Source organism: Streptomyces sp. NPDC091416, assembly GCF_044756845.1.
GTDB lineage: Bacteria > Actinomycetota > Actinomycetes > Streptomycetales > Streptomycetaceae > Streptomyces.
In genome coordinates, this window is the sequence record NZ_JBIVTU010000007.1 from 330,140 (window position 1) to 344,026 (window position 13,887).

13 protein-coding genes are annotated in these 13,887 nt (G+C 71.4%); 4 read left to right on the forward strand and 9 right to left on the reverse strand.

Annotated features, from left to right (window positions below):
* The first annotated feature begins 3 nt into the window (after positions 1-3).
* Together ACIQMX_RS22615 and ACIQMX_RS22620 are read left to right on the forward strand one after the other, a co-directional pair.
* Positions 4-507, forward strand: coding sequence for a PH domain-containing protein (locus tag ACIQMX_RS22615; RefSeq protein WP_363075709.1), 504 nt, complete (start codon positions 4-6; stop codon positions 505-507).
* Entirely contained in the window at positions 504-2,021 is a 1,518-nt protein-coding gene (locus tag ACIQMX_RS22620; protein ID WP_402480551.1) for a PH domain-containing protein, read from the forward strand. The genes ACIQMX_RS22615 and ACIQMX_RS22620 overlap by 4 nt, the downstream gene beginning before the upstream one ends.
* Positions 2,022-2,074: 53 nt before the next feature.
* Here ACIQMX_RS22620 and ACIQMX_RS22625 read toward each other — a convergent pair whose 3' ends face one another.
* From ACIQMX_RS22625 to tkt, 6 genes are all read right to left on the reverse strand, one after another.
* Positions 2,075-2,431: a VOC family protein gene (locus tag ACIQMX_RS22625; protein WP_402480553.1), complete on the reverse strand. Its 357-nt coding sequence runs from the start codon at positions 2,429-2,431 to the stop codon at positions 2,075-2,077.
* Positions 2,432-2,510: 79 nt separating this feature from the next.
* Complete coding sequence (gene pgl, locus ACIQMX_RS22630; RefSeq protein WP_402480556.1) at positions 2,511-3,296, reverse strand: 6-phosphogluconolactonase; 786 nt, start codon at positions 3,294-3,296, stop codon at positions 2,511-2,513.
* Entirely contained in the window at positions 3,293-4,309 is a 1,017-nt protein-coding gene (opcA, locus tag ACIQMX_RS22635) for a glucose-6-phosphate dehydrogenase assembly protein OpcA (protein WP_363075703.1), read from the reverse strand. Before opcA ends, pgl begins: the two co-directional genes overlap by 4 nt.
* Positions 4,306-5,838, reverse strand: coding sequence for a glucose-6-phosphate dehydrogenase (zwf, locus tag ACIQMX_RS22640; protein ID WP_219570166.1), 1,533 nt, complete (start codon positions 5,836-5,838; stop codon positions 4,306-4,308). Before zwf ends, opcA begins: the two co-directional genes overlap by 4 nt.
* 5 nt (positions 5,839-5,843) lie before the next feature.
* Positions 5,844-6,962, reverse strand: a complete 1,119-nt coding sequence (tal, locus tag ACIQMX_RS22645; protein WP_219570168.1) for a transaldolase — start codon at positions 6,960-6,962, stop codon at positions 5,844-5,846.
* A gap of 34 nt (positions 6,963-6,996) precedes the next feature.
* Positions 6,997-9,084 carry a transketolase gene (tkt, locus tag ACIQMX_RS22650; protein ID WP_402480559.1) on the reverse strand — a complete coding sequence of 696 codons (2,088 nt, stop codon included), beginning with the start codon at positions 9,082-9,084 and terminating at the stop codon, positions 6,997-6,999.
* Positions 9,085-9,559: 475 nt separating this feature from the next.
* Between tkt and ACIQMX_RS22655 the strand changes: the two genes are divergently transcribed.
* Both ACIQMX_RS22655 and ACIQMX_RS22660 read left to right on the forward strand, forming a co-directional pair.
* The gene (locus ACIQMX_RS22655) at positions 9,560-10,507 is read left to right on the forward strand and encodes a heme o synthase (protein WP_363075698.1); all 948 of its coding nucleotides are present in this window, start codon (positions 9,560-9,562) and stop codon (positions 10,505-10,507) included.
* Between the two features lie 98 nt (positions 10,508-10,605).
* Positions 10,606-10,962, forward strand: coding sequence for a hypothetical protein (locus ACIQMX_RS22660; protein ID WP_363075696.1), 357 nt, complete (start codon positions 10,606-10,608; stop codon positions 10,960-10,962).
* 100 nt (positions 10,963-11,062) lie between these two features.
* Here the strand turns inward: ACIQMX_RS22660 and ACIQMX_RS22665 are convergent, their stop codons facing one another.
* The 3 genes from ACIQMX_RS22665 to ACIQMX_RS22675 form a co-directional block, all read right to left on the reverse strand.
* Entirely contained in the window at positions 11,063-12,076 is a 1,014-nt protein-coding gene (locus tag ACIQMX_RS22665) for a heme A synthase (protein ID WP_402480563.1), read from the reverse strand.
* 75 nt (positions 12,077-12,151) lie between these two features.
* Positions 12,152-12,919 (reverse strand): ABC transporter permease, encoded by a 768-nt coding sequence (locus ACIQMX_RS22670; RefSeq protein WP_402480565.1) that lies wholly within the window; start codon positions 12,917-12,919, stop codon positions 12,152-12,154.
* A complete protein-coding gene (locus ACIQMX_RS22675) occupies positions 12,916-13,863 on the reverse strand; it encodes an ABC transporter ATP-binding protein (RefSeq protein WP_363075690.1) in 948 nt (315 codons plus the stop codon). The genes ACIQMX_RS22670 and ACIQMX_RS22675 overlap by 4 nt, the downstream gene beginning before the upstream one ends.
* Positions 13,864-13,887 lie beyond the last annotated feature (24 nt).

Genomic DNA, 13,887 nt, shown 5'->3' on the forward strand with positions numbered 1-13,887 from the left:
CCCATGGCCGCGGGGGAGGGGGCGGTCGGTCTCAGGGCTCCGGCGCACACGCTGGACCCGCGGGCCGTCGGCTGGTGGCGGGCGCAGTGGCTGCTGCTCACGGCGTTGCCCGTGGTGATCCTGGCCGTGCTGGGCGGGTTCATCCCGTCCGCCCGGTTCTGGCTGCTGCTGTCCGCCGCCGCGCTCGCGGTCCTCGGTACCGGCTGCGCCGTCCTCGTCCCGCTCTGGTGGTTCCGTACGCACCGCTGGGAGGTCACCGACGAGGCGGTGTACGTCCGGACGGGGGTGCTGTGGCAGGAGTGGCGGATCGCGCCGATGTCCCGGATCCAGACCGTGGACACCGTGCGCGGCCCGCTCGAACAGCTCTTCCGGCTCGCCACGGTCACCGTCACCACCGCCTCGTCCAAGGGCGCCGTCCGGATCGAGGGCCTCGACCACGAACTGGCGGCCGAGCTCGCCGAGCGGCTGACCCGCATCACCCAGGACACCCCCGGCGACGCCACATGAGCACCGCCGCCCCGGCCGGGGACTGGCGCCGGCTCGACCGGCGCACGGTCCTGGCCACCGCGCTCGTCACGGCGGGCGTGGCGGCCGGAGCCGCCGTACCGACCACGCTCGGGCTCTCCGGACGGTTCGGGTTCGCCACCGCCGTCGCCTGGGTGGCGGCGGGGGCGGCCCTGCTGATCGCGGGCAGCGCCGGTGCCGACTACGTACGCTGGCGCCGCACCCGCTACCGGATCGGAGCCGACCGGGTCGATCTCCACACCGGCCTCCTGCTCATCAGGAAGCGCTCCCTCGCGCGCGAACGCATCCGCAGTGTCGACCTCACCGCCCACCCGCTCCAGCGCGTCCTGGGCCTCGTCACCGTCCGGATCGGCACCGGCGAGCACCACGGCGACGACTCCACCCTGGAGCTCGACCCGGTCCTGCGTGCCGAGGGCGAACGGCTGCGCCGCGCGCTCCTGGAACGCGGCCTCACCGGGGCGTCCGGCAGCCACCGCGAGGGCGATCTCGTCACGTTCGACGCGCGCTGGATCCGTTACGCACCGGTCTCGTTCGTCGCACCGGCACTCGGCGGCGCCGCGGCCGGCGCCGTACTGCAGGTCAGCGACTGGTTCGGGGCGCAGGGCCAGGTGATCGAGTGGGCGAGCGACCGGTTCCGGGACTTCTCCCTGCCCTCCGTGATCGTGCTCCTCGCCGTCGCCGCGACACTCGCCGGCGCCGTCGGCGCACTCGGTCTCTGGGTCGAGATGTGGTGGAACTACCGCCTCGAACGCGAACCGGGCGGCACCCTGCGCGTCCGGCGCGGACTGCTGACCTCCCGGTCCGTCTCCATCGAGGAGCGGCGGCTGCGCGGCGTCGATCTCGTCGAGCCGCTCGGCGTCCGGCTCCTGGGCGCCGCCAGGGTCGACGCCATCACCACCGGACTGGCCAAGGACGACGAGGAACAGCACGGCGACCACAACACCCTGCTGCCCGCCGCGCCCCGGCCGGTCGCCGACGGGGCCGCCGCCGCCGTGCTGCGCGAGACGGTGTCCCCGACCGCCGCCCCGCTGACCCCGCACCCGCCCGCCGCCCGTGGCCGGCGCCTGCGGCGGGCCTGCTGGGCGGTCGGCGTGCCCGTCCTGGTCCAGGCCCTGCTCGGAGTCCTGCTGACGCCTGTCCTGCTCTGGACCGCGCTCGGCTGCGCGGCCGTCGGACTGCCCGCCGGATTGCTCCTGGCCCGTGACGCCTACCGCGGTCTCGGCCACGCGCTCAGCGGCGGCTACCTGGTGACCCGCTCGGGCTCCCTGCGCCGCTCCACCGCCGCGCTGGAACGGGCCGGGGTGATCGGCTGGACGGTCCGGCAGTCGTACTTCCAGCGACGGGCCGGGCTGCTGAACATCACGGCGACGACGGCGGCCGGGGCGGGCGCGTACACGGTGTACGACGCGGCCGCGCCCGAAGGGCTCGCCTTCGCCTCCGAGGCCGTCCCGGGGCTGCTGGAGCCCTTCCTGGAGCGGCTCCCGCCGGGGGAGTGAGACGTGTTCCCGCCGCGCAGGCGGCGAAGGGGCGGGCCGGGGAGCGAGGCCGGTCAGCCGTGCGTCGTGTCGATGACGCAGAAACGGTTGCCCTCGGTGTCCGCGAGGACCACGAAGTCAGGGTCCGGCGGGTACAGCTTCCAGTCGGCCCGGACGGCGCCGAGCGCGAGCAGCCGGGCCACCTCGGCGTCCTGCTCCTCGGTGTACAGGTCGAGGTGGATCCGGGGGACCTCCTGCACCGGGACATCGCTCCGGCCCAGCGACACCCCAGGCCCCGGCCCCTCGGCCGGGACCAGCACGACCCAGTCCCCGGTGAGCGGTTCGCGCTCGACGTAACCGAGCGCCGCCTTCCAGAACCCCGCCGCACGCCGTACGTCCGACGCGCCCATCACCACGCTTCCGATATGCATGGGCCGAGCCTTTCACGCCGCAGGCCCGGTCCGCTCCGAGGAGCGAACCGGGCCTGCGAGGCATACCGCTGACGGCCGATCAGGCGGACGCCGGCGGGTACAGCGCACGCGGCAGCTGCGAGGCCGCCGCCGTGTCCAGCAGCCACAGCGTGCGGCTGCGACCGTAGGCACCCGCCGCCGGGGCCTGGATCTCCCCGGCACCCGACAGGGCGATGGCCGCGGCCTCCGCCTTGTCCTCGCCCGCGGCGAGCAGCCACACCTCGCGTGCCGCCCGGATGGCGGGCAGCGTCAGCGAGACGCGGACGGGCGGCGGCTTGGGCGCGCCGTGCACACCGACGACGGTGCGCTCGGTCTCCCGTACCGCGGGCAGCTCCGGGAAGAGCGAGGCGACATGGGTGTCGGGACCGACCCCCAGCATCAGCACATCGAACACCGGCACCGGACCGTGGTCCTCCGGACCGGCCGCGGCGGCCAGTTCGGCGGCGTACGCGGCGGCCGCCGCGTCGGCGTCCGGGCCCCAGGGCCCGTCCGAGGCGGGCATCGCGTGCACCCGGGCCGGATCCAGCGGCACCGAGTCCAGCAGGGCCTCGCGGGCCTGCGTGACGTTGCGCTCCGGATCGCCGTCCGGAAGGAACCGCTCGTCGCCCCACCACAGGTCGAGCCGCGACCAGTCGATCGCGTCCCGGGCGGGCGCGCCGGCGAGCGCGGCCAGCAGGCCGTTGCCGTTGCGGCCGCCCGTGAGCACCACCGAGGCGTAACCGCGTGCGGCCTGGGCGTCCACGATCTTCGTGATCAGCCGGGCCGCCGCGGCCTGCGCCATCAGTTCCTTGTCGCGGTGCACGACGAGCTGCGGGACGACGCTCACTTCGACGCCGCCTTCTTCGCCGGCGCGGCCGTCTTCTTGGCAGCGGGCGCCGCCGGCGACGCGGACGCGGCGGCCTTGGGCTTCGCCGCCTCCCCGAGCCGCTCCACGCCGAACTTCACGGCGGACTCGTACGTGTTGTCCGGGTCGAGCCGGCGCAGCTCCTCGGCGAGCAGCTCCGCGGTCTCCCGGCGCTTGAGCGCCACCGCACGGTCCGGCTGACCCACCATGGAGAGGGTCGCCAGCGAACCGTCGGCCCGGTCCAGCACGATCGTGCCGGACTCGGTCTCCATCCGGACGGCCGTCAGACCGGGGCCGCCGGACATGGTGCGCTCGACCGGGACCTGCAGCCGGTCCGCGAGCCACATGGCCAGCAGCTCGCAGCTCGGGTTCTCGGACTCGCCCTCGACCGTCGCCGAGACGACGTCCACGGCCTGCTGGTCGAGTGCGGCGGCCAGCATCGAGCGCCAGGGTGTGATCCGGGTCCAGGACAGGTCCGTGTCCCCGGGGGTGTACGACTTCGCGCGCACCGACAGTTCGGCGCCCGGCTGCTCGGCCGAGTACGCGTCCGTGATCCGGCGCTGGGCGAGCGCGCCCAGCGGGTCCTTCGCCGGATCGGCGGGCGCCGCCTCGGGCCACCAGACCACGACCGGGGCGTCCGGCAGCAGCAGCGGCAGGACCACCGACTGGGCGTGGTTGGCCAGTTCGCCGTGGAGACGCAGCACCACGGTCTCCCCGGTACCCGCGTCGGAGCCGACCCGGACCTCGGCGTCCAGGCGGGCGTCACGCCGGCTGCGCGGCGAACGGCTGACCCGCTTGATCACCGCGATGATCCGCGAGGGGTGCTCGCGCGAGGCGTCGCCCGCCGACTTGAGAGCGTCGTAGGCGTTCTCCTCGTCGGTGACGATGACCAGCGTGAGCACCATGCCGATCGCCGGGGTGCCGATGGCACGGCGGGCCGACACCAGCGCCTGGTTGATCTTGCTGGAAGTGGTTTCCGTGAGATCGATCTTCATGGCCGGCGCCAGCTCCGTCCGTCTCGTGCGAGCATCTCGTCCGCCTCGGCCGGGCCCCAGGTGCCCGCCGGGTACTGCGCGGGCTTGCCGTGCTTGTCCCAGTACTGCTCGATCGGGTCGAGGATGTTCCAGGAGAGTTCGACTTCCTGGTGGCGGGGGAAGAGGTTGGCGTCGCCGAGCAGCACATCGAGGATGAGCCGCTCGTAGGCCTCCGGGCTGGACTCGGTGAAGGACTCGCCGTAGGCGAAGTCCATCGTCACGTCCCGGACCTCCATCGAGGTGCCCGGCACCTTGGAGCCGAACCGCACCGTCACGCCCTCGTCCGGCTGGACCCGGATGACCAGGGCGTTGCCGCCCAGCTCCTCCGTCGCCCCGGACTCGAACGGGAGGTACGGGGCGCGCTTGAAGACGACCGCGATCTCGGTGACCCGGCGGCCGAGCCGCTTTCCGGTACGGAGATAGAACGGCACGCCCGCCCAGCGGCGGTTGTTGATCGTCAGCTTGATCGCGGCGAAGGTGTCGGTCTTCGACTTGGGGTCGATACCGTCCTCCTCCAGGTAGCCGAGGACCTCCTCGCCGCCCTGCCACGCGTGCGCGTACTGACCGCGCACGGTGTGCTTGCCCAGGTCGTCCGGCAGCTCGACGGCCGTGAGGACCTTGAGCTTCTCGGCGACCAGGGCCTTCGGGTGGAAGGAGCCGGGCTCCTCCATCGCCGTCAGCGCCAGCAGCTGGAGCAGGTGGTTCTGGATGACGTCACGGGCGGCGCCGATGCCGTCGTAGTACCCGGCCCGGCCGCCGATGCCGATGTCCTCGGCCATCGTGATCTGGATGTGGTCGACGTAGCTCCGGTTCCAGATCGGCTCGAACATCGTGTTGGCGAACCGCAGCGCCAGGATGTTCTGGACCGTCTCCTTGCCCAGGTAGTGGTCGATCCGGAAGACCTCGTTGGGCGGGAACACGTCGTGCACGAGCTGGTTGAGCTCCTGCGCGCTCTTCAGGTCGTGACCGAAGGGCTTCTCGATGACGGCACGCCGCCAGGAACCCTCCTTCTGGTCGGCGAGCCCGTGCTTCTTGAGCTGCTGGACGACCTTGGGGAAGAACTTCGGCGGCACGGAGAGGTAGAAGGCGAAGTTGCCGCCCGTCCCCTGCGCCTGGTCGAGCTCCTGGATGGTCGCCTTCAGGGTCTCGAAGGCCTCGTCGTCGTCGAAGTTGCCCTGGACGAAGCGCATCCCCTGGATGAGCTGCTGCCAGACCTCTTCACGGAACGGGGTACGGGCGTGCTGCTTGACGGCGTCGTGGACCTCCTGTGCGAAGTCCTCGTCCTGCCACTCGCGGCGCGCGAAACCGATGAGCGAGAAGCCCGGCGGCAGCAGGCCGCGATTGGCCAGGTCGTAGACGGCGGGCATCAGCTTTTTACGGGACAAATCGCCCGTGACGCCAAAGATGACCAGGCCCGACGGCCCCGCGATGCGCGGGAGCCGTCGGTCCTGGGCGTCACGGAGCGGGTTGGCTCCGGGAACACCAGACAAAGTGGTCAGCCCTCCGAAGGGGCGAGGCGCTTGAGCTCTGCCTCGGTCGAGTTGAGCAGGTCGATCCAGGCGGCCTCGAACTTCTCGACGCCTTCGTCCTCCAGGAGCTGGACGACGTCGTCGTACGAGACACCCAGCTTCTCGACGGCGTCGAGCTCGGCACGCGCCTGCTCGTAGGTGCCGGCGATGGTGTTGCCCGTGATCTGCCCGTGGTCCGCGGTCGCTTCCAGGGTGGCCTCGGGCATGGTGTTCACCGTGCCGGGGGCGACCAGGTCGTCCACGTACAGCGTGTCCTTGTACGCGGGGTCCTTCACACCGGTGGAGGCCCACAGCGGACGCTGCTTGTTGGCGTGCGCCTTGTCGAGCGCGGCCCAGCGGTCCGAGGAGAAGACCTCCTCGAACGCCTGGTAGGCGAGCCGGGCGTTGGCGAGAGCCGCCTTGCCCTTGAGCGCCTTGGCCTCGTCGGTGCCGACGGCGTCGAGCCGCTTGTCGATCTCGGAGTCCACGCGGGACACGAAGAAGGAGGCCACCGAGTGGATCTTGGAGAGGTCCAGGCCCGCGGCCTTCGCCTTCTCCAGACCCGCCAGGTAGGCGTCCATGACCTCGCGGTAGCGCTCCAGCGAGAAGATCAGCGTGACGTTGACGCTGATGCCCTTGCCGATGACCTCGGTGATCGCCGGCAGGCCGGCCTTCGTCGCCGGGATCTTGATGAGCGTGTTCGGCCGGTCCACCAGCCAGGCCAGCTGCTTGGCCTCGGCGACCGTGGCCGCCGTGTGGTGCGCCAGGCGCGGGTCGACCTCGATGGAGACCCGGCCGTCCTGGCCGTCCGTGCTGTCGAAGACCGGACGAAGGATGTCGGCGGCGTCACGGACGTCCGCCGTCGTGATCATGCGGATGGCCTCGTCCACGGTGACCTTGCGGGTGGCGAGGTCCGTGAGCTGCTGGTCGTAACCGTGGCCCTGGGAGATCGCCTTCTGGAAGATCGACGGGTTGGTCGTGACACCCACGACGTGACTCTGGTCGATCAGCTCGGCGAGGTTGCCGGAGGTGATCCGTGTGCGGGACAGGTCATCGAGCCAGATCGCCACGCCCTCGTCGGAGAGGCGCTTGAGTGCGTCTGTCATGAGAATTGCATCTCCTACTAGTCGTATAACGGCGTCAGCGCGTGACGGCGGCGAGAGATTCCCGGGCGGCGGCCGCGACGGCCTCGCCGGTGAAGCCGAACTCGCGGAAGAGGACCTTGGCGTCGGCCGAGGCACCGAAGTGCTCCAGCGAGATGATCTTGCCGGCGTCCCCGACGTACCGGTACCAGGTCAGGCCGATGCCCGCCTCGACGGCCACGCGGGCCTTCACGGACGGCGGCAGGACGCTGTCCTTGTACGCCTGGTCCTGCTCCTCGAACCACTCGACGCACGGCATCGACACCACGCGGGTCGGGATGCCGGCGGCCTGGAGCTCCTCGCGCGCCTCGACGGCGAGGTGCACCTCGGAGCCCGTACCGATCAGCAGGACCTGGGGCTCGCCGCCCTCGGCCTCGAAGAGGACGTAGCCGCCCTTGACCGCGTTCTCGTTCGCCTCGTACGTCGGCACACCCTGGCGGGTCAGCGCCAGGCCGTGCGGAGCACCCTTGCCGAACACCTTGGTGTAGCGGCGCAGGATCTCGCGCCAGGTGAGGGAGGTCTCGTTGGCGTCGGCCGGACGGACCACGTTCAGGCCCGGGATGGCGCGCAGCGAGGCCAGGTGTTCCACCGGCTGGTGGGTCGGGCCGTCCTCGCCGAGACCGATCGAGTCGTGCGTCCACACGTACGTCACCGGCAGGTGCATCAGCGCGGAAAGCCGCACGGCGTTGCGCATGTAGTCGGAGAACACCAGGAAGGTGCCGCCGTAGATGCGGGTGTTGCCGTGCAGCGCGATGCCGTTCATGGCCGCGGCCATGGCGTGCTCGCGGATGCCGAAGTGGATCGTGCGGCCGTACGGGTCGGCCTCCGGCAGCGGGTTGCCGGCCGGGAGGAACGACGACGTCTTGTCGATCGTGGTGTTGTTCGAGCCCGCGAGGTCGGCGGAGCCGCCCCACAGCTCGGGCACGAACTCACCGAGCGCCTGGAGCACCTTGCCGGAGGCGGCGCGGGTGGCGACACCCTTGCCCGGCTCGAAGACGGGGAGCTTGTCCTCCCAGCCCTCGGGCAGCTCGCCGGCGGAGATCCGGTCGAACTCGGCGGCGCGCTCCGGGTTGGCGGTGCGCCACGCGGCGAACGACTTCTCCCACTCGCCCTTGGCCTCGCGGCCGCGGTCCAGGGCCTCACGGGTGTGGGCGATGACCTCGTCGGCGACCTCGAAGGTCTTCTCCGGGTCGAAGCCCAGGACCCGCTTGGTCGCGGCGACCTCGTCGTCGCCGAGCGCGGAGCCGTGCGAGGCCTCGGTGTTCTGGGCGTGCGGTGCGGGCCAGGCGATGATCGAACGGGCCGCGATGAACGACGGGCGCTCGGTCTCGGCCTTCGCGGCCAGCAGCGCCTTGTACAGACCCGCCGGGTCCAGGTCGCCGCTGGGCAGCTGGGCGACGCGCTGGACGTGCCAGCCGTACGCCTCGTAGCGCTTCAGGGTGTCCTCGGAGACCGCGGTCTCCGTGTCGCCCTCGATGGAGATGTGGTTGTCGTCCCACAGCAGGACCAGGTTGCCCAGCTTCTGGTGCCCGGCCAGCGAGGACGCCTCCGCGGAGATGCCCTCCTGGAGGCAGCCGTCACCGGCGACGACCCACACCATGTGGTCGAACGGGGAGGTGCCGGGGGCCGCCTCCGGGTCGAACAGGCCGCGCTCGTAGCGGGTGGCCATGGCCATGCCCACGGCGTTGGCGACACCCTGGCCCAGCGGGCCGGTCGTCGTCTCCACGCCGGTGGTGTGGCCGTACTCCGGGTGCCCCGGGGTCTTCGAGCCCCAGGTGCGGAAGGCCTTCAGGTCATCGAGCTCCAGGCCGTACCCGGCCAGGTAGAGCTGGATGTAGAGGGTCAGGCTGCTGTGGCCCGCCGAGAGCACGAACCGGTCGCGGCCGGTCCACTCCGCGTCGGCGGGGTCGTGCCGCATCACCTTCTGGAAGATGGTGTACGCGGCGGGAGCCAGGCTCATGGCCGTACCCGGGTGGCCGTTTCCGACCTTCTGTACGGCGTCCGCGGCGAGGACGCGGACGGTGTCCACGGCCCGCTGGTCCAATTCGGTCCACTGGAGGTCTGTGGTGGTCGGCTTGGTGCTCACCCTGAGTCAGGGCTCCTCTCCACTGTCGTAAACCGGTGGCTTTGACCGCACCGGGCATTGCCGAGCCTACCCCCGTCGGCACCCGCGATTTCCGGCTCCTTCCAGGGTGCGGGCGGCCCGTCGAATCCGCCTCCCGTATGAGCGCGGAGCCTCACCGATGGGCCCTCTCCGATGAGCGTCGGGGCTCACTCCTGAGGCCTCCGATGAGCGGCCGGAGCCACTCCTGAGACCCCCTTGCCGAGTGGTCTGGAGCACATCTGTGCGAGCGGCCCGCGCGCCGCGGCCGCCCCGCGGTCCGCAAGGGGCCGGGCGGCCGTTCGCACGTGTGCCGGGGCAACGCCACGCGCCACATCAACACGACCCCACCCCCGCGAAGGGCGGCCTGTCCCCAACGTCTACAGTGGTCTGGTTCGCGCAAGTCTTTACCGGGCCTTCACGCCCGGAGCTTGCTGGGATTTCTCTGTCAGGGGTGTGCGTGACGGCCGTCGAGTCCCGACCCGCAGGGGTCGCCTTGACTCCGAGCCCGGGGGGCCATCGCCCGTTCGGGGCCCGTGTCAAGGCATTCGTGGCGCTGACCAAGCCTCGGATCATCGAGCTGTTGCTGATCACCACTGTTCCGGTGATGTTCCTGGCCGCTCAGGGTGTACCCGACCTGTGGCTCGTGCTCACGACCACGATCGGCGGATACCTGTCCGCCGGCGGTGCCAACGCACTGAACATGTTCATCGACCGCGACATCGACGCGTTGATGGACCGTACGTCGCAGCGCCCGCTGGTCACCGGAATGGTGAGCCCGCGCGAGTGCCTGGCCTTTGGTATCGCCCTCGCGGTGATCTCGACGGTCTGGTTCGGCCTGCTGGTGAACTGGCTGTCGGCGGCACTGTCGCTCGGCGCCCTGCTCTTCTACGTCGTCGTGTACACGATGATCCTGAAGCGCCGTACCGCGCAGAACATCGTCTGGGGCGGCATCGCGGGCTGCATGCCGGTCCTCATCGGCTGGTCCGCCGTGACGAACTCGATGTCCTGGGCCGCGGTGATCCTCTTCGCCGTCATCTTCTTCTGGACGCCGCCGCACTACTGGCCGCTGTCCATGAAGGTGAAGGACGACTACGCGCGGGTCGGCGTTCCCATGCTGCCGGTCATTGCCTCCAATCGGGTGGTGGCCCGCCAGATCGTCCTCTACAGCTGGGTGATGGTCGCCGTATCGCTGCTGCTGACCCCGCTGGGCTACACCGGCTGGTTCTACACGGCGGTGGCGGTGCTGACGGGCGGCTTCTGGCTCTGGGAGGCGCACGCCCTGCTGAGCCGGGCCAAGTCCGGCGTGACCGGTGGGAAGCTCAAGGAGATGCGGCTGTTCCACTGGTCGATCACCTATGTGTCCCTGCTGTTCGTCGCCGTGGCGGTGGATCCCTTCCTGAGGTAGCACCTCCTGCGTACGACCTGCCGACGGGCGGGGAGCGTGGCCCACGCCACGCTCCCCGCCCGTCGCACGTTGATCTACCCATCGGTAGCATCTGGTGCATGGCAGAGACGGCTGAGACCCAGCAGGTGGACGGCAGGCAGGCGGCGCGCGCGGAGCGCAGGGCGGCCAGGCTGGCCAAGCAGATCGGTGCGTTCGCGAAGGCGCACGGCGGCGCCGAGGGGCAGCTCGCCTACATCGGGCAGATGGGCACCCGCATCGTCCTCGTCGGCGAGGACGGCGGCTGGGGCGACCTCGTCGCCCCTTCGTACGCGGTCGCCGAGAGCGCCGCGCAGAAGTCCGGGATCACGATGCACGAGTCCTTCGACGGCGAGTTCGCGGCGAAGGTCCACACGGGCCCGTACGAGTGGACCCGCATGGCCGGCATCCAGATCGGCGGCCCGGCGAACAAGGCCTGAACAACGGCACGCGACGCAAGAACAGGGGCTCCCCCGCAGAACGGCATCCAAGCCGTCCCGCGGGGGAGCCCCTGACGTGTGCCGAGCGGTCGGGCGGTCCTCAGCCCGCCGTGGCCGGCTCGGGCCGCTCGGCGGCCGGGCCGGGCACCGGGGCGACGTCCACCGGCCGCTCCCGCAGCGACAGCAGAACGCGGACCACGCCGATCCAGACCAGGCACGAGCCGAACATGTGCACCCCGACCAGGATCTCGGGGGTGTCGTTGAAGTACTGCACGTACCCGATCACGCCCTGCGCCATCAGGATCACGAACAGGTCCCGGGCGCGGTGCAGCGGTCCCACGGGCGCGTCGACGGCCTTCAGGACGAACCAGAGCGCGACGGTCAGCGCGACCACGACCCAGGCCAGGTCGGCGTGCAGCTGGCTGATCATCTTCCAGTCGATCGGGATGCGGTGGACGTCGCTGGAGTCACCGGCGTGCCGCCCGGCCCCCGTGACCACCGTGCCGACCGCGATCAGCAGCCCGGCGGCGACCGCCAGCAGCCAGGTGAGCTGCGCGACGGCCTTGCCCACCAGGGGACGTGGCGCCCCGTCGCCCTCCCCGACCCGCTGCCAGGTCACCAGGGCGATCGTGAGCAGTGCGGTGGAGAGCAGGAAGTGCGCCGCGACGGTGTACGGGTTCAGGCCGACGAGCACCACGATGCCGCCGAGTACGGCGTTGCCCATGACCACCCAGAACTGCGTCCAGCCGAGCCGGGTGAGGCTGCGCCGCCACGGCTTGGCGGACCGGGCGGCGATGATCGCCCACCCGACAGCCGCGCACAGGACGTACGTGAGCATCCGGTTGCCGAACTCGATGGCGCCGTGGAAGCCCATCGCGCTGGTGGCCGTCAGGCTGTCGTCCGTGCACTTGGGCCAGGTCGGGCAGCCGAGGCCGGAACCGGTCAGCCGCACGGCACCGCCGGTGACGACGATGACGACGGTCATGACGACGGCCGACATCGCCGCACGGCGGACGGTCCGGGGGGACGGCGTCCAGCGCTCGGCGATGTAGAGGAGCGGGTTCCGCACGGCTTGAGCGACTTCGGCTCGGGTCAGCTTGGGCACGCGCACCATCGTAGGCGGCCGCTTGTGCAAGCTTTCACGAGGGGGACGAGTTGCGCCAAAGGGCAACGCAACGCATCCGCGGGCTCACTCCCAGCGGAAGAACTTCGCCGCCGCGCCCAGCCCCAGCACCGTCCACACCGCGAGGATCCCCAGGTCGCCCCACGGCATCGCGGCGCCGTGCTGCAGCACGTCCCGCAGCCCGTCCGAGAGGGCCGCGATCGGCAGCAGGCTTAGAGCCGACTGCGCCGCGTCCGGGAACTTGTCCAGCGGCACGACGACCCCGCCGCCGACCAGCAGCAGCAGGAAGACCAGGTTGGCGGCGGCCAGCGTCGCCTCCGCCTTCAGCGTCCCGGCCATCAGCAGGCCGAGCCCGGAGAACGCGGCGGTGCCGAGGACCAGGAGCAGCAGCACGGCGAACGGGTTGCCGTGCGGCGACCAGCCCAGCGCGAAGGCGATCACCGTCAGCAGCACGACCTGGAGCACCTCGGTGACCAGGACCGCGAGCGTCTTGGCGGTCATCAGCGCCCACCGGGGCAGCGGCGAGGCGGCGAGCCGCTTGAGTACGCCGTAGCGCCGCTCGAAGCCGGTGGCGATGGCCTGGCCGGTGAACGCCGTGGACATCACGGCGAGGGCGAGGATGCCGGGCGTCAGGAAGTCGACCGGCTCGCCCGAGCCGGTGTCCACGATGTCGACCGCGCTGAACAGCACGAGCAGCAGTGTCGGGATGATCACCGTCAGCAGCAGCTGCTCGCCGTTGCGCAGCAGCATCCGGGTCTCCAGCGCGGTCTGCGCGGCGATCATGCGGGGCAGCGGGGCCGCGCCGGGCCGGGGGACGTACGTACCGGCGCTCATGCGCGCAGCTCCTTGCCGGTCAGTTCGAGGAACACGTCCTCCAGGGTGTGGCGCTCGACCGAGATGCCGGAGGGCATCACGCCGTGCTGGGCGCACCAGGAGGTCACGGTGGCCAGCAGCTGCGGATCGACGTCGCCCGTGATGCGGTACGCGCCGGTGGCGAGTTCCGCGGCCTCCGTGCCGTCGGGCAGCGCCTTCAGCAGCGAGCCGAGGTCGAGGCCGGGACGGCCGGTGAAGCGCAGGGTGTTCTCGGCGCCGCCGCGGCACAGGGCCTCGGGGCTGCCCTGGGCGAGGAGCCGGCCGGCGTCGATGATGGCGACGTCGTCGGCGAGCTCCTCGGCCTCGTCCATGAAGTGGGTGGTCAGGACGACACCGACCCCGTCGGTGCGCAGCTCGCGTACGAGGTCCCAGGTGGAGCGGCGGGCCTGCGGGTCGAGGCCGGCGGTCGGCTCGTCCAGGAAGACCAGCTCGGGGCGGCCGACGACGGCCATCGCCAGGGCGAGCCGCTGCTGCTGGCCGCCGGAGAGCCTGCGGTAGGTGGTGCGGCCGCAGCCGCCGAGGCCCAGGCGCTCGATGAGGGCGTCGACGTCCAGGGGGTGGGCGTGCAGTTTCGCCATGTGGCGCAGCATCTCGTCGGCGCGTGCGCCGGAGTAGACGCCGCCCGACTGGAGCATCACGCCGATGCGGGGGCGCAGTCGCGCGGCGTCGGTGACCGGGTCGAGGCCGAGGACCCGGACCGTCCCGGCATCGGGGCGGCGGTATCCCTCACAGGTCTCGATCGTCGTGGTCTTGCCCGCGCCGTTGGGGCCCAGTACGGCGGTGACCGCGCCGGCCCGGACGTCCAGGTCGAGGCCGTCCACCGCGGCTTTGCTGCCGTACCGCTTCACCAGGCCGCGGACCTGGACAGCCGGGCCGGTGGAGGGTGGGACGGTCTCGCTCTTCATGGGCGGTAAGTCTAGGCAGCCGCC

What these genes read in the sequence shown, in the direction of transcription:
- ACIQMX_RS22620 (WP_402480551.1), top strand. Translation starts at nt 504, where the DNA reads ATGAGCACCGCCGCCCCGGCCGGGGACTGGCGCCGGCTCGACCGGCGC.
- ACIQMX_RS22625 (WP_402480553.1), bottom strand. Translation starts at nt 2,431, where the DNA reads ATGCATATCGGAAGCGTGGTGATGGGCGCGTCGGACGTACGGCGTGCG.
- ACIQMX_RS22665 (WP_402480563.1), bottom strand. Translation starts at nt 12,076, where the DNA reads ATGGTGCGCGTGCCCAAGCTGACCCGAGCCGAAGTCGCTCAAGCCGTG.
- ACIQMX_RS22660 (WP_363075696.1), top strand. Translation starts at nt 10,606, where the DNA reads ATGGCAGAGACGGCTGAGACCCAGCAGGTGGACGGCAGGCAGGCGGCG.
- ACIQMX_RS22670 (WP_402480565.1), bottom strand. Translation starts at nt 12,919, where the DNA reads ATGAGCGCCGGTACGTACGTCCCCCGGCCCGGCGCGGCCCCGCTGCCC.
- tal (WP_219570168.1), bottom strand. Translation starts at nt 6,962, where the DNA reads ATGACAGACGCACTCAAGCGCCTCTCCGACGAGGGCGTGGCGATCTGG.
- ACIQMX_RS22675 (WP_363075690.1), bottom strand. Translation starts at nt 13,863, where the DNA reads ATGAAGAGCGAGACCGTCCCACCCTCCACCGGCCCGGCTGTCCAGGTC.
- ACIQMX_RS22615 (WP_363075709.1), top strand. Translation starts at nt 4, where the DNA reads ATGGCCGCGGGGGAGGGGGCGGTCGGTCTCAGGGCTCCGGCGCACACG.
- opcA (WP_363075703.1), bottom strand. Translation starts at nt 4,309, where the DNA reads ATGAAGATCGATCTCACGGAAACCACTTCCAGCAAGATCAACCAGGCG.